The sequence below is a fragment of the Micromonospora sp. NPDC051925 genome, assembly GCF_044548625.1.
In the GTDB taxonomy this organism is placed as follows: Bacteria; Actinomycetota; Actinomycetes; order Mycobacteriales; family Micromonosporaceae; genus Micromonospora.
The window spans coordinates 55,759-78,388 of record NZ_JBIUCH010000005.1 but is presented as its reverse complement, the minus strand read 5'-3'; the positions used below and the strand labels follow the sequence as shown (position 1 = coordinate 78,388).

18 protein-coding genes and 1 pseudogene are annotated in these 22,630 nt (G+C 73.9%); 13 read left to right on the top strand and 6 right to left on the bottom strand.

Features of this window, described 5'->3' with window-relative positions; translation table 11 throughout:
• Nucleotides 1–42 precede the first annotated feature (42 nt).
• Genes ACIG87_RS08365 through ACIG87_RS08355 form a run of 3 tightly spaced genes read right to left on the bottom strand, consistent with a single transcriptional unit; the run spans nt 43 to nt 2,158 of the window.
• Entirely contained in the window at nt 43–660 is a 618-nt protein-coding gene (locus tag ACIG87_RS08365) for a TetR family transcriptional regulator (RefSeq protein WP_396849375.1), read from the bottom strand.
• Nucleotides 661–665: 5 nt separating this feature from the next.
• A complete protein-coding gene (locus ACIG87_RS08360; protein ID WP_396849373.1) occupies nt 666–1,421 on the bottom strand; it encodes an ABC transporter permease in 756 nt (251 codons plus the stop codon).
• Nucleotides 1,418–2,158 (bottom strand): ABC transporter ATP-binding protein, encoded by a 741-nt coding sequence (locus tag ACIG87_RS08355; protein WP_396849371.1) that lies wholly within the window; start codon nt 2,156–2,158, stop codon nt 1,418–1,420. The genes ACIG87_RS08360 and ACIG87_RS08355 overlap by 4 nt, the downstream gene beginning before the upstream one ends.
• A gap of 107 nt (nt 2,159–2,265) precedes the next feature.
• Here ACIG87_RS08355 and ACIG87_RS08350 point away from each other — a divergent pair, with 107 nt between their 5' ends.
• The 6 genes and pseudogenes from ACIG87_RS08350 (at nt 2,266) to ACIG87_RS08325 (ending at nt 7,330) form a co-directional block, all read left to right on the top strand.
• On the top strand, nt 2,266–2,652 hold the full coding sequence (locus ACIG87_RS08350; RefSeq protein ID WP_396849370.1) for a MerR family transcriptional regulator: 387 nt from the start codon (nt 2,266–2,268) through the stop codon (nt 2,650–2,652).
• Nucleotides 2,649–3,653: an aldo/keto reductase gene (locus tag ACIG87_RS08345; protein ID WP_396849369.1), complete on the top strand. Its 1,005-nt coding sequence runs from the start codon at nt 2,649–2,651 to the stop codon at nt 3,651–3,653. The genes ACIG87_RS08350 and ACIG87_RS08345 overlap by 4 nt, the downstream gene beginning before the upstream one ends.
• Nucleotides 3,654–3,970: 317 nt before the next feature.
• Nucleotides 3,971–4,576: pseudogene (locus tag ACIG87_RS08340) on the top strand (phosphoribosyl-AMP cyclohydrolase); the annotation flags it as partial.
• 159 nt (nt 4,577–4,735) lie between these two features.
• Entirely contained in the window at nt 4,736–5,149 is a 414-nt protein-coding gene (hisI, locus tag ACIG87_RS08335) for a phosphoribosyl-AMP cyclohydrolase (protein ID WP_396849698.1), read from the top strand.
• Nucleotides 5,146–6,699 (top strand): anthranilate synthase component I, encoded by a 1,554-nt coding sequence (locus ACIG87_RS08330; protein ID WP_396849367.1) that lies wholly within the window; start codon nt 5,146–5,148, stop codon nt 6,697–6,699. Before hisI ends, ACIG87_RS08330 begins: the two co-directional genes overlap by 4 nt.
• Nucleotides 6,700–6,733: 34 nt before the next feature.
• Nucleotides 6,734–7,330, top strand: coding sequence for a Trp biosynthesis-associated membrane protein (locus tag ACIG87_RS08325; protein WP_396849366.1), 597 nt, complete (start codon nt 6,734–6,736; stop codon nt 7,328–7,330).
• Here ACIG87_RS08325 and ACIG87_RS08320 read toward each other — a convergent pair.
• On the bottom strand, nt 7,323–7,598 hold the full coding sequence (locus tag ACIG87_RS08320) for a hypothetical protein (RefSeq protein WP_396849364.1): 276 nt from the start codon (nt 7,596–7,598) through the stop codon (nt 7,323–7,325). The genes ACIG87_RS08325 and ACIG87_RS08320 overlap by 8 nt on opposite strands.
• Nucleotides 7,599–8,074: 476 nt before the next feature.
• On the opposite strand from ACIG87_RS08320, the gene trpC reads away from it, so the two are divergent.
• From trpC to ACIG87_RS08295, 5 genes are all read left to right on the top strand, one after another.
• Nucleotides 8,075–8,878, top strand: coding sequence for an indole-3-glycerol phosphate synthase TrpC (gene trpC, locus ACIG87_RS08315; RefSeq protein ID WP_396849363.1), 804 nt, complete (start codon nt 8,075–8,077; stop codon nt 8,876–8,878).
• A gap of 111 nt (nt 8,879–8,989) precedes the next feature.
• Nucleotides 8,990–10,225: a tryptophan synthase subunit beta gene (gene trpB / locus ACIG87_RS08310; RefSeq protein WP_396849361.1), complete on the top strand. Its 1,236-nt coding sequence runs from the start codon at nt 8,990–8,992 to the stop codon at nt 10,223–10,225.
• Between the two features lie 4 nt (nt 10,226–10,229).
• The gene (gene trpA / locus ACIG87_RS08305) at nt 10,230–11,033 is read left to right on the top strand and encodes a tryptophan synthase subunit alpha (protein WP_396849360.1); all 804 of its coding nucleotides are present in this window, start codon (nt 10,230–10,232) and stop codon (nt 11,031–11,033) included.
• Nucleotides 11,034–11,226: 193 nt separating this feature from the next.
• Nucleotides 11,227–12,411, top strand: a complete 1,185-nt coding sequence (lgt, locus tag ACIG87_RS08300; RefSeq protein WP_396849358.1) for a prolipoprotein diacylglyceryl transferase — start codon at nt 11,227–11,229, stop codon at nt 12,409–12,411.
• A gap of 11 nt (nt 12,412–12,422) precedes the next feature.
• A complete protein-coding gene (locus tag ACIG87_RS08295) occupies nt 12,423–13,613 on the top strand; it encodes an FAD-dependent oxidoreductase (RefSeq protein ID WP_396849356.1) in 1,191 nt (396 codons plus the stop codon).
• A gap of 169 nt (nt 13,614–13,782) precedes the next feature.
• Here the strand turns inward: ACIG87_RS08295 and ACIG87_RS08290 are convergent, their stop codons facing one another.
• Entirely contained in the window at nt 13,783–14,625 is an 843-nt protein-coding gene (locus tag ACIG87_RS08290) for a GNAT family N-acetyltransferase (RefSeq protein ID WP_396849355.1), read from the bottom strand.
• A 146-nt stretch (nt 14,626–14,771) separates the two neighbouring features.
• On the opposite strand from ACIG87_RS08290, the gene gltB reads away from it, so the two are divergent.
• A complete protein-coding gene (gltB, locus tag ACIG87_RS08285) occupies nt 14,772–19,427 on the top strand; it encodes a glutamate synthase large subunit (RefSeq protein ID WP_396849353.1) in 4,656 nt (1,551 codons plus the stop codon).
• A complete protein-coding gene (locus ACIG87_RS08280; protein WP_396849351.1) occupies nt 19,420–20,928 on the top strand; it encodes a glutamate synthase subunit beta in 1,509 nt (502 codons plus the stop codon). Before gltB ends, ACIG87_RS08280 begins: the two co-directional genes overlap by 8 nt.
• A gap of 105 nt (nt 20,929–21,033) precedes the next feature.
• Here the strand turns inward: ACIG87_RS08280 and ACIG87_RS08275 are convergent, their stop codons facing one another.
• Nucleotides 21,034–22,572: a M1 family metallopeptidase gene (locus ACIG87_RS08275; RefSeq protein ID WP_396849350.1), complete on the bottom strand. Its 1,539-nt coding sequence runs from the start codon at nt 22,570–22,572 to the stop codon at nt 21,034–21,036.
• Nucleotides 22,573–22,630 lie beyond the last annotated feature (58 nt).

Below are 22,630 nucleotides of genomic sequence, written 5' to 3'. Positions count from 1 at the left end.
TTTACGTCAGGCTGGCCCCCTGCGGTGACCTAAACCTCTTGATCACCGCGTGGAACCGGTGGGGGGGAGGGGTAGCGGGGCGGTGAGGTAGCGGTGGATGGTGGGGCCGAGGGTGGCGGCCAGGGTGTCGGGGGTGGCGGAGGCGACCGGTTCCAGGCGGATCACGTACCGCATCATGGCCAGCCCGATCATCTGGGTGGCCACCAGGGCGCCGCGCAGCGGCAGCTCCGCCGGGTCCAGTTCGAGCTGGTCGAGCACCCGGCGCAGCACCTGGGTGACCAGGAACTCGCGCATCAGCCGGGCCGTCCACTCGTTGTTGGTCGCCGAGCGGAGCAGGGCCACCGCCGCCGCCCCGGCCGGCGAGTCCCACACCCCGAGGAACGTCCGGACCAGCCGTTCCCCGATCCCGTCCGGGTCTCCCGCCAGCACGGCGGGCAACAGCGTGGCCGGGTCCACCGGGATGTCGACGGTGGCCCGGAACAGCTCCTCCTTGCTGCCGAAGTAGTGGTGCACCAGGGCCGGGTCCACCCCGGCGGCGGTGGCGATCGACCGGATCGAGGCCGCGTCGAAGCCGCGCTCGGCGAACGTCGAACGGGCGGCGGCGAGGATCGCCTCCCGGGTGTCCGGGTTGCCGGGGCGTCGGCCGGTCCGTCGGGCCATCGGGCTCACCCGCTGCGCCGGCGCAGGGTCGCCGCGGCCAGCACCAGGGCCGCCAGCGCCGCGCCGGCCACGATCGCCAGGTCCCGCCACATCAGGCCGGTCGGTTCGGTGTGCGCGCCGACTTCCTGGAGCGCCTCCACCGCGTACGACAGGGGCAGCGCGTCGCTGACCGCCTGGAGCCAGCCGGCCATCTGCCCGCGCGGCACGAACAGCCCGCACAGCAGCAGTTGCGGGGCGACCACCACCGGCATGAACTGCACCGCCTGGAACTCGGTACGGGCGAAGGCGCTGCAGAACAGCCCCAGCGCGACGGCCAGCACGGCGTTGACCGCGGCGACCAGGATGACCAGCCCGGGGGCCCCGGCCGTGGTCATCCCGAACAGCCAGTACGCCGCAGCGGTGGCGACGGTCGCCTGCGCCACCCCGGCCAGCCCGAACGCGATGCCGTAGCCGAAGAGCAGGTCCAGCTTGCCCAGCGGGGTGGTGAGCAACCGCTCCAGCGTCCCGGTGGTGCGTTCGCGCAGCATCGCGATGCTGGTCACCAGGAACATGATGATGAACGGGAAGAAGCCCAGCATCACCAGGGCGATCCGGCCGAACGGGGACGGCTGGCCGGGCGGGGCGGGCTGGTCGGCGTACATGTAGTAGACCAGGGTGAGCAGCGCCGTGGGCACCACCACCAGCAGTGCGACCGTCCGCCGGTCGTGCCGGAGCTGCCGCAGGATGCGCCCGGTGGTGGCGGCCAGGATCGTCGGGTTCATGCCGCCTCCCCGGTGGCCGACGGGTCCGCCTCGCCGGCCCGGATGAGTCGCAGGAACGCTTCCTCGAGGTCGTCGACCCCGGTGGCGGCGCGGACGGCGTCCGGGGTGTCGTCGGCGATCAGCCGGCCCTGGCGGATCAGCAGCAGCCGGTCGCAGCGGGCCGCCTCGTCCATCACGTGGCTGGACACCAGCAGGGTGGTGCCGGCGGCGGCCAGGGCGTGGAACCGGGCCCACAGGTCGGCCCGCAGCACCGGATCCTGTCCGACCGTGGGTTCGTCCAGGACGACCAGTTCGGGCTCGCCGACCAGCGCGCAGGCCAGCGAGGCGCGGCTGCGCTGCCCGCCGGAGAGGGTGCCGACCAGTTGGCCGGCGGCGGTGGCCAGGCCGACGTCGGTGACCGCCCGGTCGGCGTCGGCGGCGGTGCGCCCCTGGAGGGCGGCGAAGTAGCGGGCGTTCTCCCGGACCGTCAGGTCGGCGTAGACGCTGGGCGCCTGGGTCAGGTAGCCGACCCGGTGGCGCAGCTCGGCCGCGCCGGCCGGGCGGCCGAGCACGGTGACCGTGCCCGAGCTGACGGTCTGCACCCCGACCACGGCCCGCATCAGGGTGGTCTTTCCGCTGCCGCTCGGGCCGAGCAACCCGGTGACCGCGCCGCGCGGCACCGCGCAGTCGATGCCGTCCAGCACCCGCCGTCGGCCCCGGTCGACGACCAGGTCCCGGACGGCGATGGCGTCGTCCATCGCACCTCCTCAGAAACTCATCACTTGTTGAACTCAACGCTAGATGAATTAACCGCCGGCGCGCAACGGTTGACTTCGAGTGCGCTCTAACTGGAAACCTGGAGCAGGTGGACATCAGCACGCAGGAGACCAGCCTGTCGGTCGGCGAGGCGGCGGCCCGGGTCGGCCTGACCACCTACACGCTGCGCTGGTACGAGCAGGAGGGCCTGGTCGCCCCGGTCGGGCGCGACTCGGCCGGCCGACGCCGCTACACCGAGGGCGACCTGGACTGGCTGGTGCTGCTCACCCGGCTGCGCCGCACCGGCATGCCGGTACGCGACATGCGCCGGTACGCCGAACTCGCCCGCCTGGGCGACCGGACGCTGGCCGCCCGCCGGGCGCTGTTCGAGACCCACCGGAGCCGGGTGCTGACCCGGATGGCCGAACTGGAGGAGGACCTCAAGGTGCTCGACTACAAGATCGATCTTTACCGCCGGAACGAGGAGGGGCGATGATCCGTCGACGGATCGGGGCAGCCGGCCCGGAGGTGTCCGCCATCGGGCTGGGCTGCATGGGCATGAGCTTCGCCTACGGCGGTCCGGACGACGCCGAGTCGACGCGGACCCTGCACCGCGCCCTCGACCTGGGCGTGAACCATCTCGACACCGCCGACATGTACGGCTTCGGCGCCAACGAGCGGCTGCTCGCCCCGGTGGTGCGGGCCCGCCGCGACGAGGTGTTCCTGGCCACCAAGTTCGGCAACCGTGCCGCCGGTGACAACGTCGGCGGCACCGGCACCCCCGGTGCCTACGTCGACAGCAGCGCCGCCTGGGCCCGGGAAGCCTGCGACGCCTCGCTCGGCCGGCTCGGGGTGGACACCATCGACCTGTACTACCTGCACCGCCGCAACCCGGACACCCCGATCGAGGAGACCGTCGCGGCGATGGCCGAGCTGGTCGCGGCCGGCAAGGTACGCCTGATCGGCCTGTCGGAGGTCAGCCCGGCCACCCTGCGGGCCGCCCACGCGGTGCACCCGATCACCGCCGTGCAGATGGAGTACTCCCTGTTCACCCGTGATGTCGAGGGGGAGATGCTGGATACCTGCCGGGAGCTGGGGGTGGCACTGGTGGCGTACTCGCCGGTCGGGCGGGGGCTGCTCACCGGGGCGATCACCGGTCGGGAACAGCTCACCGAGGGTGACTGGCGGGCCGGGGCGCCGCGTTTCGCGGCGGAGAGCCTGGACGCCAACCTGCGCCTGGTGGCCGCCGTCCGGGCGGTCGCCGACGAGATCGGCTGCACCCCGGCCCAGGCCGCCCTGGCCTGGCTGCTCGCCCAGGGCGAGGACGTGCTGCCGATCCCGGGCACCAAGCGGGTCCGCTACCTGGAGGAGAACGCCGCCGCTGCCGACCTGCGGCTTTCCGCCGTACAGCAGGCCCGGTTGCGGGAGGCGGTCCCCGCCGAGGCGGTGGCCGGCGCGAGGTATCCGGTGGCCGCCATGCGCACGGTCGGGCACTAGCCTCCGGACCGGGCACTAGCCTCCGGACCGGGCACTAGCCTTCGGACCGGACAGCAAGTCCGCCTTCGGGCATTGCGTGCTGATCGGACCTACGGCACGATGGCGCGGTGGATCACGCTCCGTTGCCGGAGGGCGCCTTCCTGGCCGACTGGACCGACCGGTTGCGCGCGTCCGCCGAGCGCCCGGTGGTCGGGATCCTGCTGCGCGGCAGTCACGCCCGGCGGGCCGCCACCGTGTACAGCGACGTCGACCTCGACGTCCTGGTCACCGCGACCGGCCGACCCGCCCCGGCGGCCCCGTCGGACCAGGTGGCCCCGATGGACCCGGCCGGTTCGGCGGGGCCGCCGGACCCGGCCGACCCCGGCAGGACCGGTCGGGGCTGTGCGGGGCGGCCGGCCGAGACGCCGTACGACGCCTGTCATGCCTACCTGACCGAGGTCGACGGGCGGATCGTGCACGTCTCGGTGGCCGCCCGGGACGTCCGCTCCTGGGTCGACCGGCTCGGCGAGCCGGCCGAGTGGGCGTTCGGGCTGCCGGTGACCACCCCCGCCCGACTGCTCTGGGCCGATCCGACCTGGCGAACCCGGATCGACCTTCCGGTGCTCTGCCAGCCCGCCGACCAGCCCCGCCTGGAGGAGTTGGTCGCCACCCTCGGCAAGGTGGCCGGGGCCTGCGCCGCCGACGATCCGCTCGGCGTCCGGCTGGCCGCCACCGACCTGGCCCGGCTCTGCCCGTGCGTGCTGCGGCTGGCCAACCCGGGCGTCCGGGTGGCGTCCCGGCGGACCGCCTTCGCCGCCGCCCTGGACCTCCCGGTCGCGCCGCCCGGCTACCGCGACGACATGCTGCTCTGCCTGGGGGTACGCCCCGGGGCCACCGCCGAGGTCGGTGCCGCCGCGGCCCGCCTGGTGGCCGGGGTGCTCCCGCTGGTCCGCCCGTACGCCGACCGGATCGCCGAGACCGCCGGCCCGGACCTCGCCCTGGCCCTGCTCGACGGTCGGCTGGACCGGTACGTCGCCCAGCTGTCCCGGGCGGTCGGGGACGGGGCGCAGGTCCCCGCGCCGCGTGCGGGACAATCGGTAACTGTGCCCGTACCTGACTCTTCCCCCAGCGACGGCGGACCCACCGGCGCGGTCCGCCCGTCCCGTCTCGATCCGGCCGTCGCCGCCCGGCTGCGCCGCACCCCGGACGGCCTGGTCGCCGCGGTCGTGCGCCAGCACGACACCGGCGAGGTGCTGATGGTCGCCTGGATGGACGACGAGGCGCTGCACCGCACCCTCACCACCGGCCGGGCCACCTACTGGTCGCGCAGCCGCCAGGAGTACTGGGTCAAGGGCGCGACCTCCGGCCACCACCAGTACGTCCGCTCGGTGGCGCTGGACTGCGACGGCGACGCGGTGCTGGTCGGCGTGGACCAGGTCGGCGCGGCCTGCCACACCGGCGAGCGCACCTGCTTCTTCACCGAACTCCCGGTCACCACCGAGGGGGCCCTCTCATGACCGATGGTGCGCTCAGCCCCGACCTGGCCACCTTCACCGAGCGGGCTGCCCGATGGCGGGTGGTGCCGGTGACCCGTCGGCTGCTGGCCGACGCGGAGACCCCGGTGGGGGTCTACCGCAAGCTGGCCGGTGGGCCGGGCACCTTCCTGCTGGAGTCCGCCGAGCAGGGGGCCGGCTCGGCGGGGATGACCTGGTCGCGGTACTCGTTCATCGGGGTGCGCAGCAGCGCCACCCTGGTCGAGCGGGACGGCGTCGCGACGTGGACCGGCACCCCGCCGGCCGGCGTGCCGGTCTCCGGCGACCCGGTCCACGTGCTGCGGGAGACCGTCGCGGCGCTCGCCGGTGGGGCGCCGGACCCGGCCGCCGGCCTGCCGCCGCTGACCGGCGGCATGGTGGGCTACCTCGGGTACGACCTGATCCGCCGGTTCGAGCGGCTGCCCGAGCTGACCGAGGACGACCTCGGGGTGCCGGAGCTGGGCATGATGCTCGCCACCGACCTGGTGGTGCTGGACCACTACGACGGCTCGGCGATCCTGGTGGCCAACGCGGTGCTGCCGCCGCTGGACGACCCGGACCGGGCAACCCTGGTCACCGCCGCCTACCACCACGCGGTGGGCCGGCTCGACGCGATGACCACCGCGCTGTCCCGACCGATTCCGCCCATGATCTCGACGGTGGGCCGGCCGCCGGCCGGCGACGTGGTCAGCCGGACCCCGGACGGTGGCTACCCGAAGGCGGTCGAGGCGGCGAAGGAGGCGATCCGGGCCGGCGAGTGCTTCCAGATCGTGCTGGCCCAGCGGTTCGAGCGGGCCACCGATGCGGACCCGCTGGACGTCTACCGGGTGCTGCGGACCACCAACCCGAGCCCGTACATGTACCTGCTGCGCTTCGACGGGTTCGACATCGTCGGCTCGTCCCCGGAGGCCCACCTCAAGGTCAACGTCGACGGGGACGGGCAGCGCCGGGCGATGCTGCACCCGATCGCCGGCACCCGGCCGCGCGGGGCCACCCCGACGGCCGACGCCCGGCTCGCCACCGAGCTGCTGGCGGACCCGAAGGAGCGGGCCGAGCACGTGATGCTGGTCGACCTGGGCCGCAACGACCTGGGCCGGGTCTGCCAGCCGGGCACCGTCCAGGTGCCGGAGTTCGCCACCATCGAGCGGTACAGCCACGTGATGCACATCGTCTCCACGGTGGTGGGCACTCTGAGGGAGGACCGGACCGCCTTCGACGCGCTGGCCGCCACCTTCCCCGCCGGCACCCTGTCCGGGGCCCCGAAGGTCCGGGCCATGGAGATCATCGAAGAGTTGGAGCCGGTCCGCCGTGGCCTCTACGGCGGCACCGTCGGCTACTTCGGGTTCGGTGGCGACCTCGACATGGCGATCGCGATCCGTACCGCGCTGATCCGGGACGGTCGGGCGTACGTGCAGGCCGGGGCGGGGGTGGTGGCCGATTCCGATCCGGCCGCCGAGGACCAGGAGACCCGGAACAAGGCCGCCGCCGTGCTGGCCGCCATCGCCGCCGCCGAGACCCTGCGGCCGGCCCGGTGAGCGGGCGGCAGCGTCGGCGCGGGCGGGGGTCGCGATGAGCGACGTCGAGACCGGCGGGGCGACGACGACCGATGGCGCATCCGCCGACCGAGGCCGGCGCGAGCTGACGTACGCGGTGCTGCTCTGCCTGGCGGGTGCGGGCCTGGCCTGCTGGGCGGCGACCCGCACCTGGTCGGTGGAGGTGATCGCCCGGGGCACGCTGCCGCCGACCCGGCAGGACCGTTCCGGGGCGGACCTGCTGCCCTGGCTCTCCGCGTTGGCGCTGGTCGCGCTGGCCGGCGGCGGTGCGGTGCTGGCCACCCGGGGGTGGGTCCGACGGCTGCTGGGTGGGCTGGTCACCCTGCTCGGCCTGGCCGTGGCGGTCGGTGGCGGTTACGGGCTGGTCGCCGACCCCGGTGCCGAGACCCACCGGCAGTGGCCCGCGTTCTGCCTGCTCGGTGGGCTGGTGGCTGCTGGCGGGGGGCTGCTCACCGCGCGGCGCGGGGCGGGCTGGCCGGCGATGGGCGCCCGCTACGAGCGCACGGTGCGCGCCGATGCGCCGTCCCGGCCCGACGGTCGGCCGACCGCCGACCGGGGCAACCGGGAGGCGTGGGACGCGCTCGACCGGGGCGAGGACCCGACGGTCAGCTGACCGGCTGCGGCGTGCGGGCGGCGTGCCGGTCCCGGGCCGCGGCCCGGGTGGCGGCCAGCTCGGCGACCAGTCGGTCCAGCTCGGCGCGTTGGTCGGCGCGGGCCCGGTCGGCGCAGACCGCCTCCCAGGCGTTGCCCCGGGCGGTCCGCACCCGGCCCTCACCTGCCACGACGCGTTCGAGGGTGTGCACCACCTCGACGGCCAACGACGCGACGGTCCGGGAGATGGTGGTGAGTCCGATGCCGGCGTTCGGCCCCGCAGTGCTCATAGGTCACCCCGCACGATGAGATCCGATGGTGGGCAGGCGCATCGTCGAGTCTGCCCGAATTCGATGCTGCCGGGTTCACGTTTCGCCCGGGTGACGGGCGGGTCAACGGCCTCCACCAGCGTCGGGTGGTCGTCCTTGAGTTTGGTCACAGCCGCCGGGGAGCGGGCCCGGCTGCGCGGTGGGCCGAATCGTGATCCCATAGCGTATGGGCGTCGATCGATGGTCGGGGGAGCTTCGGGCGACGGATGTCGATGACACCGGCCGGCAGGTCCGGTGGCGCTGCGTGACATCCCGTTCACCGGAGGTCCGGCATCATGCCACAGCCCATTTCGTGAGGAGCGCCATACCCCCGGCGTCTGTCGCCAGGTGGCGCCCCCTAGCATCGGCCCATGACACCCGGAGAGGGGAGTCCGTTGGTGACTGCTGAGCATGCGCACGCAGAGGGGGACGGGGCCGATTCGGCAGCGTCCGGAAGCGTGCTCGACGAGATCCTGGCCGGCGTCCGCGAGGACGTGGCACGGCGGCAGGAGCAGGTTCCGCTGGAGCGGATCCGCGAACTGGCCGCCGCCGCGCCGCCACCGCTGGACGCGTACGCGGCCCTGCGCAAGCCCGGCGTGGCCGTGATCGCCGAGGTGAAGCGCTCCTCGCCGAGCCGGGGCCGACTGGCCGAGATCGCCGACCCGGCCGAGTTGGCCGGTGAGTACGCCTCCGGCGGCGCGCGGGTGATCAGCGTGCTGACCGAGGGGCGCTGGTTCGGCGGCTCGCTGGACGATCTGGCCGCGGTCCGGGCGGCCGTGCAGGTGCCGGTCCTGCGGAAGGACTTCGTGGTCTCCAGCTACCAGGTGCACGAGGCCCGTGCGCACGGGGCCGACCTGGTGCTGCTGATCGTCGCCGCGCTGGAGCAGAACGCCCTGGTCGGCCTGCTGGAGCGGATCGAGTCGCTCGGGATGACCGCGCTGGTCGAGGTGCACACCGAGGAGGAGGCCGACCGGGCCCTGGAGGCCGGCGCGCAGGTGATCGGGGTCAACGCCCGTGACCTGCGTACCCTGGAGGTCGACCGGTCCGTGTTCGAGCGGATCGCGCCGGGCCTGCCCAGCCGCGTCGTCAAGATCGCCGAGTCCGGCGTGCGGGGTCCGCACGACCTGATCCGGTACGCGTCGGCCGGTGCCGACGCCGTCCTGGTGGGCGAGGGCCTGGTCACCCAGAAGAGTCCCCGCGAGGCGGTCGCCGAGCTGGTCAATGCCGGGAACCACCCGGCCACGCCCCGCCCGGTGCGCTGACCGGACGGGCAGATCTGCGCAGCGAGAGGACATCGCGATGAGCGAGCGCGAGCGATTCGGCAGGGACGACGCGACGAGGCGTCGGAGCGCGGCCCGGCGGGGAGCGACGGCATGAGCGCCGACGTGTCGACGCCGGCCGAGCGGTTCCCCGACTCCGCCGGTCACTTCGGCCGGTTCGGGGGCCGGTTCGTCCCCGAGGCGCTGGTTGCGGCGCTCGACGAGCTGGACGCCGCGTACCGCAAGGCGATGACCGACGAGGAGTTCCTCGCCGAGTTCGACGCCCTGCTGCGTGACTACGCCGGCACCCCCTCGCTGCTGTACTCCGCCGAGCGGTTCTCCGCCGAGATCGGCGCCCGGGTGCTGCTCAAGCGGGAGGACCTCAACCACACCGGCGCGCACAAGGTGCGCAACGTGCTAGGCCAGGCGCTGCTCACCCGGCGGATGGGCAAGCGTCGGGTGATCGCCGAGACCGGCGCCGGCCAGCACGGGGTGGCCACCGCCACCGCCGCCGCCCTGTTCGACCTCGAATGCGTGGTCTACATGGGCGAGGTCGACACCGAGCGGCAGGCGCTCAACGTGGCCCGGATGCGGATGCTGGGCGCCACCGTGGTCCCGGTGACCAACGGCTCGCGCACCCTCAAGGACGCGATGAACGAGGCGATGCGGGACTGGGTCGCCAACGTCGACGACACCCACTACCTGATCGGCACCGCCGCCGGCCCGCACCCGTTCCCGGAGATGGTCCGGGACTTCGTGCGCGGCATCGGCGACGAGGCCCGCCGGCAGTGCCTCGACCTGACCGGCGCGCTGCCGGACGCGGTGCTGGCCTGTGTCGGCGGCGGTTCCAACGCGCTGGGCATCTTCCACGCCTTCGTGCCCGACACCGACGTCCGGTTGTACGGCTTCGAGGCCGGCGGCGAGGGCGTGGACACCGACCGGCACGCCGCCAGCATCACCGGCGGCACCCCCGGGGTGCTGCACGGCGCGCGCACGTACGTGCTCCAGAACGCCGACGGTCAGACCGTCGAGTCGCACTCGATCTCCGCCGGGCTGGACTATCCGGGCGTCGGGCCGGAGCACGCCTGGCTGCACGACAGCGGCCGGGCCCGCTACCAGCCGGTGACCGACCGGGAGGCGATGGCCGCGTTCGAGCTGCTCTGTCGTACCGAGGGGATCATCCCGGCGATCGAGAGCGCGCACGCGCTGGCCGGTGCGGTGCGGATCGCCCCGCAGCTCGCCGCCGAGCTGGGCCGGGAACCGGTCCTGGTGGTCAACCTCTCCGGTCGGGGCGACAAGGACGTGCACACCGCCGGTGAGTACTTCGGCATCCTCGACAAGGAGCAGTGAGATCGTGAGCCGGATCGGGGTGGCCTTCGACAAGGCCCGTGCCGACGGGCGGGCCGTGCTGGTCGGCTGCATGCCGGCCGGGTTCCCCACCGTCGAGGGCAGCATCGCCGCGATGACCGCCATGGTCGAGGCCGGGGTGGACGTCATCGAGGTGGAGATCCCCTACTCCGACCCGGTGATGGACGGCCCGGTGATCCAGAAGGCCAGCGACATCGCCCTGGCCGGCGGCGTCCGTACCGCCGACACGCTGCGCATCATCGAGGCGGTCGCGGCCACCGGAGCGCCGGTGGTCACCATGACCTACTGGAACCCGATCGAGCAGTACGGCGTGGACGCGTTCGCCCGGGACCTGGCCGCCGCCGGGGGCACCGGCCTGATCACCCCCGACCTCATCCCGGACGAGGCCGGCGAGTGGCTGGCCGGCTCGGACGCGCACGGGCTGGACCGGACGTTCCTGGTCTCCCCGTCGTCCACCGACGCCCGGCTGCGGATGACTGTCGAGCACTGTCGGGGCTTCGTCTACGCCACCGCCATCATGGGGGTCACCGGGGCCCGGTCGCAGACCTCGGACGCCGCGCCGGTGCTGGTCTCCCGGCTGCGGGAGGTCACCGAGCTGCCCGTCGGGGTGGGGCTCGGCGTCGGCACCGGCGCCCAGGCGGCCACCGTCGCCGGGTACGCCGACGGGGTGATCGTGGGCAGCGCGTTGATCCGTCGCCTGCTGGACGCGCCGGACCTCGACACCGGCCTGGCCGCCCTGCGGGGCCTCTCCGCCGAGCTCGCCGAGGGCGTCCGTAACCCGACCCGCTGACCCACCGGCGGCCACCGGGCCACGGGTGGGCGGGCCGGGCCGTGTCGCGCTGCCGGGCCACCGCCCCGACCAACTCGTCCCGGCGGGGTGGCGGTGTCCTGTGCTGCGGATACCGCGACCCCGCCCCACCGGCGACGCCCTGTGACCGGACCGGGGTGCCGCGATGAGGGCCGCAGCGGTAGCCTGTGCACCCGTGACCCTCGTCTCGATGACCCCCCTGGCGGCGCTGCCCAGCCCGACGACCGCCGTCTGGCAGCTCGGGCCGGTCCCGATCCGGGCGTACGCCCTCTGCATCGTCGCCGGCATCGTGATCGCCTGCCTGGTGACCGATCGCCGGCTGCGTCAGCGTGGTGTCGCCCCCGGCGCGGTGCTCGACATCGCGGTGTGGGCGGTCCCGACCGGCATCATCGGCGCCCGGATCTACCACGTCATCACCTCGCCCGAGAAGTACTTCGGCACCGGTGGCGACCCGTGGAAGGCGTTCGCCATCTGGGAGGGCGGTCTCGGCATCTGGGGGGCGGTCGCCGGTGGCGCGGTCGGCGCCTGGATCGCCGCCCGGCAGTTCGGCATCCCGCTCTCGGTGGTGGCCGACGCCCTGGCCCCGGGTCTGCCGCTGGCCCAGGCGGTGGGCCGGTTCGGCAACTGGTTCAACAACGAGCTGTACGGCGGTCAGACCAGCCTGCCGTGGGGCCTGAGGATCCACCGGATGGACCCGGACAATCCCGGGCACGCGCTGCGCGACGACGCCAACCAGCCCATCCTGGAGCCGGGTCTCTATCACCCGACGTTCGCCTACGAGGCGTTGTGGAACCTCGGCGTCGCCGGCCTGGTGTTCGCCCTGGACCGACGGTTCAAGCTGGGGCGCGGCCGGGCCTTCGCGCTCTACGTGATGGGGTACACCGCCGGCCGGTTCTGGATCGAGCTGATGCGCAGCGACGAGGCGAACCACATCCTCGGCGTACGACTCAACGTGTGGACCGCCGCGCTGGTCTTCGTCGGCGCGTTGATCTACTTCCTGCGGGTCCGTGGCCCCCGCGAGTACCTGATCCCGATCGACGCCCCGGCCCTGGCCCCGGCCACCGCCCCGGCCCCGGGGGCCGGCGACGTCTCCCAGATCGACCTGTCGAGCACCGGGAAGGGGTCCGCGACGGTCGCCCCGGTGGGCTACCGGGTGGTCGACGAGGAACAGTTCACCGCGTACCGGGAAACCGGGGTGCTGCCCGACGGGCCCGCCGACGCGGACCTGACGGCGACCGACGACGGGCTCGCGGAGCCGGCCCCGACGGCCGGCGACGAGCCCTCGGGCACTGCCGACGCGCCGCAGCGGGATGACCCGGCCGACGCCACCGGCAGCCGGTCCGCCGACCGGGACAGCTGAGCGGGCACGGCATGCGCAGCGCGGTGGTGGTCGGTGCCGGGCTCGGCGGTCTGGCGGTGGCCGGCGCGCTGGCCCGCTCCGGGTGGCGGGTCACCCTGCTGGAACGCGCCGACCGGGTCCGGCCCGAGCCCACGGCCGTGGTGCTCTGGCCCAACGGGGTACGCGCGTTGCAGGTGCTCGGCCTCGGTGCCGGCCTGGACGCCATCGCCACCCCGCTGCCCGACGGCGGCATCCGTCGCCCCGACGGTCACTGGCTGGTGCAGCCCCGGCCCACCCCGGCCGACCGGATGCCGGTGGTCGTACACCGGGAGGACCTGCACGACGCCCTGATCGCCGGCCTCGGTGACCGGGTCGAGCTGCGGACCGGGGTCGCGGTGGACAGCGTCCGGGCGAGCGCCGGCGATCGGCCCGGGGTGGGGCTGGGCGGGCAGTTCGTCGAGGCGGACCTGGTCGTCGCCGCCGACGGTACGGAGAGTGTGCTGCGCCGTCAGCTGGCCCCCGAGGCCGCCGTGGTCAGCTCCGGCTGCGCCGCCTGGCGTGCGGTGATTCCCTGGTACCGGGCACCCCTGCCGGCCGACCAGCCGGTCGGGGGTGAGGTGCTGGGTGCCGGCTACCGTTTCGTGGCCGCGTCGCTCGGTGAGCGGGGCTCCTCCGGCGCGTCCCGCCGGGGCGGTATCTACTGGGTGGCCACCGCCGCCGGTGCGCCCCGACCGGAGCCCCCGGAGACCCAGCTCGCCCTGCTCAAACGCTGGTACGCCGGCTGGCCCGCGCCGATCGGCGACCTGTTGGCGGCCACCGAACCAGCCGACCTGGTGCAGCAGGAGGTCCGCGAGCTGCGTCCGCTGCCCCGGTCGTACGGTTTCCCGGCCGGGCCGGGCGGGGTGGTGCTGCTCGGCGACGCCGCGCACGCCATGCCGCCACACCTCGGGCAGGGCGCCTGCCTGGCCTTCGAGGACGCGGCCACCCTGGCGTCGCTGCTGCGGGAGTCCCGGCTCCCCGACGCCGTGCAGGCGTACGACCGGCTGCGTCGTCCCCGCGCGGCCACCGTGGTCCGGCAGACCCGCCGGATGTCGGCGGTGCTCCAGACCCGGGGCCGGCTGGCCCTGCGCGCCCGGGACGCCGCCCTCGGCACGATCAGCCCCCGACTGCTCTCCGGCGCCGCCGCAGCAGCCGCCGCCTGGCGCCCCCCACCCACCCCCTAACCCCCCACCCCCTAACCCCCCACCCCCTGCCCCCTCCCCTCTCCCCCCGCTCGTGTCCTCGCCCCGATCACGTTGATCAAGAGGTTTACGTCACGAGACGCGAGCGGGGTGACGTAAACCTCTTGATCAACGTGATCGGGTGGGCGGGGGAGGGGGAGGGGTGGAGCTGTCAGATGAGGGCGGTGGGTTCGGCGATGCAGGCGGTGCCGATGCGGCGGAAGCCGACGCGCAGGTAGATCCGGGCGACGTCCTCGCTGCCGGCGGAGAGGAACACCAGGTCGGTGCCGGCGTCGCGCAGGGCGCGGGCGAGGGTGGCGGTGACCGCCGCGGCGAGCCCCCGGCGGCGGGCGGCCGGCAGGGTGGCCACCCCGGCGATTTCGGCGACGTCGTCGACCCGCATCGCCATTCCGCTGGCCAGCGCACCGTCGGCGGGCGTGCCGGCGATCGCCGACAGTCGCCGGCCGTCGGCGATCCGGGCCCGCTCCTCGTCCAGCGCCGCCACGTCCAACTCGGTCATCGCGGCGTCCCGCTGCGACGGGCCGGCGTCGCCCGGCGCGGTGCCGGCGGCGGAGAACCCGACCGCGGCGACCGCCCGCCGGGCCGCCACGTCGAGCGCGAAGCCGGGCGCGTCCGGGTCCAGCACCCGCACCGGTACGTCGGTGAGCGTCGCCGGGTCGGGCAGGGCTGCCGGGTCGAGCACCATCAGCGGCGCCTCGAGCACGCCCAGTCCGGCGGCGCGGGCGGTGGCCAGCAGGTCCGGGGTGGTCTCGTGCACCCACTCGAACGCCTCCGGCAGGCCCAGCTCCCGTTGCCGTTCCCGCACCATGTGCACGTCGGCCAGCGACGGCGGCACGGTGGCGTCGAGCCGGGGGCGGGCGTAGAACGGCCAACCGGCCCCGTCCCGGGCGAACAGCACCAGCCCACCGTGCTCCTCGGGGCGGGCGGCGTCGCGGGGCACCGCGTCGTAGAAGCGTTCCAACCGGTCGAACAGGTCGCGGTGTGCAGAATCCACCGCGCGAGACTACACGTCCCAGAGTCTGGACGGTGTGATCAATCCGCACTGGCCTAGCCAGGGTCGCCCTAACGTAGACTCAACAGACCGCCAAGGGCCGACGTCGTCCCGACCATGAAACAACCTGAGTGACGACAGGAGACCCGGTGGCCCTTCCGTACCCGCACACACCGCAGCCGGTCCCGTCCGCGACCGGTCTGTACGACCCGGCGCACGAGCATGACGCGTGCGGGGTGGCCTTCGTGGCCGACCTGTACGGGCGGCGCTCCCATGCGGTGGTGGCGAACGGCCTCGGTGCGCTCTGCCGCCTGGATCATCGCGGCGCCCGGGGTGCCGAGCAGAACACCGGCGACGGCGCGGGCATCATGATCCAGATTCCGGACGCGTTCCTGCGCGCGGTGGTGGACTTCCCGCTGCCCCCCGCCGGCCAGTACGCCACCGGCCTGGTCTTCCTCCCCGACGACGACGGCGGCGAGGCCCGCGCCCGTCGGGTGGTGGAGAAGTACGCCCTCGTCGAGGGGGCCGAGGTGCTCGGCTGGCGGGACGTGCCGACCAACCCCGGTGGGCTGGGCGAGACGGCGCTGGCGGCGATGCCCCGGATCCGGCAGCTCTTCCTGGCCGCACACCGGCTGACCGACACCCCGGCCGGGCCGGCCGGCTCCCCGCTGGCCGGTCTCGACCTGGACCGGGTGGCGTTCTGCGTCCGCAAGCAGGCCGAGCGGGAGACCGCCGAGCGGGGGGTGACCGCGTACTTCCCGTCGCTGTCGGCGCGGACGATGACCTGGAAGGGCATGCTCACCCCCGACCAGCTGCCGGAGTACTTCCCGGAGCTGACCGACGAGCGGGTCGACAGCGCGATCGCGCTGGTGCACTCCCGGTTCTCCACCAACACCTTCCCGTCCTGGCCGCTGGCCCACCCGTACCGGTTCATCGCGCACAACGGCGAGATCAACACGATCCGGGGCAACCGGAACTGGATGCAGGCCCGTGAGGCGCTGCTGCGCAGCCCGGAGATCCCCGGCAACATCCGGCGGGTCTTCCCGGTCTGCACCCCGGCCGCCTCCGACTCGGCCAACTTCGACGAGGTCCTCGAACTGCTGCACCTGGCCGGCCGGAGCCTGCCGCACGCGGTGCTGATGATGATCCCGGAGGCCTGGGAGAACGACCCGGGCATGCGCCCGGACAAGCGCGCGTTCTACCGGTTCCACGCCAGCCTGATGGAGCCGTGGGACGGCCCGGCGTCGGTCGCCTTCACCGACGGCGAGATCGTCGGCGCGGTGCTGGACCGCAACGGCCTGCGGCCCGGCCGCTGGTGGCGTACCGCCGACGGGCTGGTGGTGCTGGGCAGCGAGGCGGGGGTGCTCGACCTCGACCCGGCCACGGTGGTCGCCAAGGGCCGCCTCCAGCCCGGCCGGATGTTCCTCGTCGACACGGTCAACGGCCGGATCGTCTCCGACGACGAGATCAAGACCGAGCTGGCCGCCGCCCAGCCGTACGACGAGTGGCTGCACGCCGGCCTGATCGAGCTGGACGACCTCCCGCACCGCGAGCACGTGGTCTACACCCACGACTCGGTGCGCCGCCGGCAGCAGACCTTCGGCTACACCGAGGAGGAGCTGAAGATCCTGCTCGCCCCGATGGCGCGTACCGGCGCGGAGCCGCTCGGGTCGATGGGCACCGACACCCCGATCGCGCCGCTGTCGACCCGGCCCCGGCTGCTCTACGACTACTTCCACCAGCTCTTCGCCCAGGTCACCAACCCGCCGCTGGACGCCATCCGGGAGGAGTTGGTGACCAGCCTCGCGTCGACCATCGGCCCGGAGGGCAACCTGCTGGACCCGGGTGCGGCGAGCTGCCGGCAGATCGTGCTGCCCTACCCGGTGATCGACAACGACGAGCTGGCGAAGATCCTCTCCGTCGACGAGGACGGCGACCTGCCCGGCTTCAAGGCGGTCCGGGTCTCCGGGCTCTACCGCATCCGCGACGGCGGGGCCGGCATCAAGGCCCGGCTGACCGAGATCTGCCGGCACGTCTCCGAGGCCATCGAGGACGGCGTACGCATCCTGGTGCTCTCCGACCGGGACTCCAACGCCGACCTGGCGCCGATCCCGTCGCTGCTGCTCACCGCAGCGGTGCACCAGCACCTGGTCCGGGAGCAGACCCGGACCCAGGTGGCGCTGATCGTGGAGTCCGGCGACTGCCGGGAGGTGCACCACGCGGCGGTGCTCATCGGGTACGGCGCGGCGGCGGTCAACCCCTACCTGGCCTTCGAGTCGGTGGAGGACATGATCGCCACCGGAGTGCTGGGCGGCACCGAGCCGGCCAAGGCGGTCCGCAACTACGTCAAGGCGCTCGGCAAGGGCGTCCTGAAGATCATGTCCAAGATGGGCATCTCGACGGTGTCGTCGTACTGCGGCGCGCAGGTCTTCGAGGCCGTCGGCCTGGACACCCGCCTGGTCGACCGCTACTTCCGGGGCACCCCCAGCACCATCGGCGGGATCGGGCTGCACGAGATCCACGCCGAGGTCGCCGCCCGGCACGGGCAGGCCTGGCCGGTGGCCGGCGCGGTCGGCTCCGACCGGCTGGAGGTGGGCGGCGAGTACCAGTGGCGGCGTGAGGGTGAGCTGCACCTGTTCAACCCGGAGACGGTCTTCCTGCTCCAGCACGCCACCCGCAGCCGCCAGTACGACGTGTTCCGCCAGTACACCGCCAAGGTCGACGAGCTGGCCGCGCGGGCCGGTTCGCTGCGCGGGCTGTTCACCCTGCGTACCGGGCTGCGCCCGGCGGTGCCGATCGAGGAGGTCGAGCCGGCCACCGAGATCGTCAAGCGGTTCGCCACCGGGGCCATGTCGTACGGGTCGATCTCGGCCGAGGCGCACGAGACCCTGGCCATCGCGATGAACCGGCTCGGCGGCAAGTCCAACACCGGCGAGGGCGGCGAGGACGTCGAGCGGCTGCACGACCCGGCCCGCCGCTCGGCGGTCAAGCAGATCGCCAGCGGTCGGTTCGGGGTGACCAGCGAGTACCTGGTCAACGCCGACGACCTCCAGATCAAGATGGCGCAGGGCGCGAAGCCCGGCGAGGGCGGGCAGCTGCCCGGCAACAAGGTCTGGCCGTGGATCGCCCGGACCCGGCACGCCACCCCCGGCGTCGGCCTGATCTCCCCGCCGCCGCACCACGACATCTACTCCATCGAGGACCTCGCCCAGCTGGTGCACGACCTCAAGTGTGTGAACCCGGCCGCCCGGGTGCACGTCAAGCTGGTCAGCGAGGTCGGTGTGGGCACCGTCGCGGCCGGGGTGGCCAAGCTGAAGGCCGACGTCATCCTGATCTCCGGGCACGACGGCGGCACCGGCGCGTCCCCGCTCAACTCGCTCAAGCACGCCGGCACCCCCTGGGAGCTGGGCCTGGCCGAGGCACAGCAGACGCTGCTGCTCAACAAGCTGCGTGACCGGGTCACCGTGCAGGTCGACGGCCAGCTCAAGACCGGCCGGGACGTGGTGGTGGCCATGCTGCTCGGCGCGGAGGAGTTCGGCTTCGCCACCGCCCCGCTGATCGTCGAGGGCTGCGTGATGATGCGGGTCTGCCACCTGGACACCTGCCCGGTCGGCATCGCCACCCAGAACCCGGTGCTGCGGGAGCGGTTCTCCGGCCGGCCGGAGTTCGTGGAGAACTTCTTCCTCTTCCTCGCCGAGGAGGTCCGCGGCTACCTGGCCGAGCTGGGCTTCCGCAGCATCGAAGAGGCGATCGGGCAGACCGAGGTGCTCGACGTCGTCCCGGCGATCGACCACTGGAAGGGCCACGGGCTCGACCTGGCGCGCGTCCTGCACACCCCGGAGCTGCCGGAGGGTGCCGCCCGGCGCGGCATCCGGGCCCAGGACCACGGCCTGGAGCTGGCCCTGGACAACGAGCTGATCGCGCTGGCCCAACCGGCGCTGCGCGACGGCAGCCCGGTCCGGGTGGAGGTGGCGGTGCGCAACGAGCACCGCAGCGTCGGCGCGATGCTCGGCGGTGAGGTGACCCGCCGCCACGGCGGGGCGGGCCTGCCCGACGACACCATCGAGTTCGTGCTGCGCGGCACCGCCGGGCAGTCCTTCGGCGCGTTCCTGCCGCGCGGGGTGACCCTGCGGCTGCACGGCGACGCCAACGACTACGTCGGCAAGGGGCTCTCCGGCGGCCGGATCGTCGTCCGCCCGGACGCCGCCGCGCCGTTCGTCGACCCCGACGCCACCGCCGGGCAGCGGGCCGAGGACCAGATCATCGCCGGCAACACCATCCTGTACGGGGCCACCGGCGGCGAGCTGTTCCTGCGCGGCCGGGTGGGGGAACGCTTCGCGGTCCGCAACTCCGGCGCGGTGGCCGTCGTCGAGGGCGTCGGTGACCACGGTTGCGAGTACATGACCGGTGGCACGGTGGTGGTGCTCGGCGCGACCGGTCGCAATTTCGCCGCCGGCATGTCCGGCGGTACGGCGTACGTGCACCGGTTGGACACCGCCCGGGTCAACGCGGAGCTGGTCGACCTGGCCCCGCTGCGTGACACCGAGCGTGAGCTGCTGCACGACCTGGTGCAGCGGCACGTCGCGGAGACCGACTCGGCGATCGGCGCGGAGCTGCTCAAGCGCTGGCCGGAGGCGGTGGAGGAGTTCACCGCCGTGGTACCCCGGGACTACCGCCGGGTGATGGAGATCATGAAGGCCGCCGAAGCCGCCGGCCGCGACGTCGACGACGCGGTCATGTCTGCGCTGACCGCGTCGGTGCCGCCCGTCCCGCGGGTGGTCGCCCAGGAGGTGGCTCGTGCCTGACCCGAACGGTTTCCTGCGCTACGACCGGCGGCTGCCGGCCCGTCGTCCGGTGGCGGTGCGGATCACCGACTGGCGTGAGGTCTACCCGCCCGCCGGTGCCGAGCTGATCCGGGAGCAGGCCACCCGCTGCATGGACTGCGGCATCCCGTTCTGCCACGAGGGCTGCCCGCTGGGCAACCGCATCCCGGACTGGAACGACCTGGTCCGCACCGGCAGCTGGGACGCCGCGGTGGAGTCGCTGCACGCCACCAACAACTTCCCCGAGTTCACCGGCCGGCTCTGCCCGGCGCCCTGCGAGGCGGCCTGTGTGCTGGGCCTGGGTGGCCAGCAGCCGGTCACCATCAAGCAGGTCGAGGTGGAGATCGCCGACGCGGCGGTGGCCCGGGGCGGGCTGAACCCCCGCCCGGTGCCGGCGTCGACCGGCCGCTCCGTCGCCGTGGTCGGCTCCGGGCCCGCCGGGCTCGCCGCCGCCCAGCAGCTCGCCCGCGCCGGTCACGCCGTCACCGTGTACGAGCGGGACGACGCGATCGGCGGCCTGCTCCGCTACGGCATCCCCGACTTCAAGCTGGAGAAGCAGCACATCGACAAGCGGTTGGCCCAGCTGGCCGCCGAGGGCGTGCAGTTCCGTACCGGGGTGGACGTCGGCGTCGACGTGACCGCCGAGGAACTGCGGGCCCGGCACGACGCGGTGCTGCTGGCCTGCGGCGCGTTGCAGGGCCGGGACACCCCGGAGACCCCGGGTCGGCCGCTGCGGGGCGTACACCAGGCGATGACCCACCTGGTCGCCGCCAACCGGGTGGTCGCGGCGGCCGGGGACGGACGGCCCGCGCCGGCCGTGCTGCCCGACGGCACGCCGATCGACGCGGCCGGCAAGCACGTGGTGATCATCGGTGGTGGCGACACCGCCGCCGACTGCCTGGGCGTGGCCCACCGGCAGGGCGCGGCCGGCGTCCACCAGCTCGACCTCTACCCGGAGCCGCCGCACGGCCGGGACGCCGAGCGGGACCCGTGGCCGACCTGGCCGTGGGTGCTGCGCAACTACCCGGCGCACGAGGAGGGCGGCGAGCGGGTCTTCGCGGTGGCCGTGCAGGAGTTCGTGGACGACGGCACCGGCCAGGTCAAGGGGGTCCGGATCGCCGAGGTGACCGTGGAGCGGCGGGACGGCCGGCGGGTCGTCACCGCGCTGCCCGGCTCCGAACGCGAACTGCCGGCGGACCTGGTGCTGCTGGCCATCGGCTTCGAGGGCACCGAGGAGCAGCCGCTGCTGGCCCAGTTCGGGGTGGCCCGCAACGCCCGGGGCGCGGTCGACGCCCGCGCCGACTGGCAGACCGACACCGACGGCGTCTTCGTCGCCGGTGACATGCACCGGGGGGCGTCGCTGATCGTCTGGGCGATCGCCGAGGGCCGGGCCGCCGCCGCCGCGATCCACTCCTACCTGGGCGGGGTCGGCACCCTGCCCGCCCCCGTCGACCCGGCCCGCCAACCGCTCGCCGCCCGCTGACCGATCCGGGTCACCGGCCGCACCGCCGCGTACGTCAGCCGGGGGTGGGGCCGGTCCGGGCTGCCCGCGCCGGTGCCAGGGGCGGGCAGCCCGAACCGGGTTCGGTCAACGCGCCATCAGCTGGTGCGCCGTCCGGATCTGGGACCACGACCTCGGCTGCGCCGGGGCGGTCGAGGTGCGGGTGGCGGCGGCCGGGGTGGGGCGGCCGGCGGTGAACAGCCAGGTGGTGAAGACCGAGTCCAGATCGACGCCGGAGATCCGTTCGGCGAGGGCCTGGAACTGGGCGATGGTGCCGTTGCCGTACCGGTGCTCGGCCGTCCAGGCGGGCAGGAGCCGGAAGAACGCGTCGTCGCCGATGGTCAGCCGGAGCTGGTGCAGCGCCATCGCGCCCCGGTCGTAGACCGCGTCGTCGAAGACCGCACCGGCCCCCGGGTTGCCCGGCAGGACCTGCCAGAACGCGTCGTCGGCCGGGTAGCCGTCGTAGGTGAAGTCGAACAGCTCCTGCGCGGTGCCCTCACCCTGCGCCTCCGACCAGAGCCACTCGGCGTACGAGGCGAAGCCCTCGTTCAACCAGATGTTGCTCCAGTTCGCCACCGAGACCGAGTCGCCGAACCACTGGTGGGCGTTCTCGTGCACCACCACGTACGGGTTGCTGCCGCGTCGCCAGAAGCCCGGCCCGTACACCGGGCGGGTCTGCGTCTCCAGCGCGAAGCCGATGCCGTCGACCGGCCCGGCCACGCCGCCCTGCGCCTCGAACGGGTACGGCCCGAAGATGCCGCTCTCCCAGTCGACGATCTCGGCGGTCCGTTCGATGCTGGCCCGCGCGGCGGGCCCCCCTTCGCCCAACGTGGTGCTGTAGGCGTTCACCACCGGCTGCCCGTTCGGCGCGGTGTCGGTGACGATGTCGTACTGGCCGATCGCCAGGAACGCCAGGTAGGTGGCGCCCGGCTTGGTGCTGCGCCAGCTCCAGCGGGTCCGGTTGCCGGCCTCGGCCAGCGGGGGCCGGGGTTGGACGCCGTTGCTGACCACCTCGACACCGGTGGGCACCGACACCGAGATGTCCCAGGTGGCCTTGTCGAGCGGATGGTCGTTGGCCGGGAACCACCACCAGGCCGACTCGGGCTCGTTGACGGCGAGCGCGCCGTCGGCGGTGCGGGTCCACCCGGTGTAGCCGTCGACCAGGGTCTCCGACGGCACCCCGGAGTACGTCACCACGATGGTCAGCGCCTGGCCCGTCGTGATGCCGCGCGGCGCGGTCACCGCGAGCTCGTGGGCGCCCTCCCGGGCGAACCGGGCGGTCCAACCGTTGACCTTCACCGACTCGACGTCGAGCAGGAAGTCGAGGTTGAACCGGGAGAGGTCCTGGATGGCCGTCGCCAGGATGGTGGTGGTGCCACTGAGCCGGTCGGTGGCCGGCTCGTAGCGCAGCCGCACGTCGTAGTGGTCGACGTCGTAGCCGCCGTTGCCGTAGTCGGGGAAGTAGGGGTCGCCGAGGCCGGGGCTGCCGGGTTTCGGCCCGGCCGAGACCGCGACCGACCGGCTCTTGCCCGGTCGGGCGTCGGCCTGGCCGGGGGTGCCGGTCACCAGGGTGCCGGCGGTGGTGACGGTCAGGGCGGCGATGGCCGCCGTGAAAACACGTCGCACGGGGTGGACTCCCTCCATCGGGGTGTTCGCACCGACAACCTAATCGACGACGGTGAAA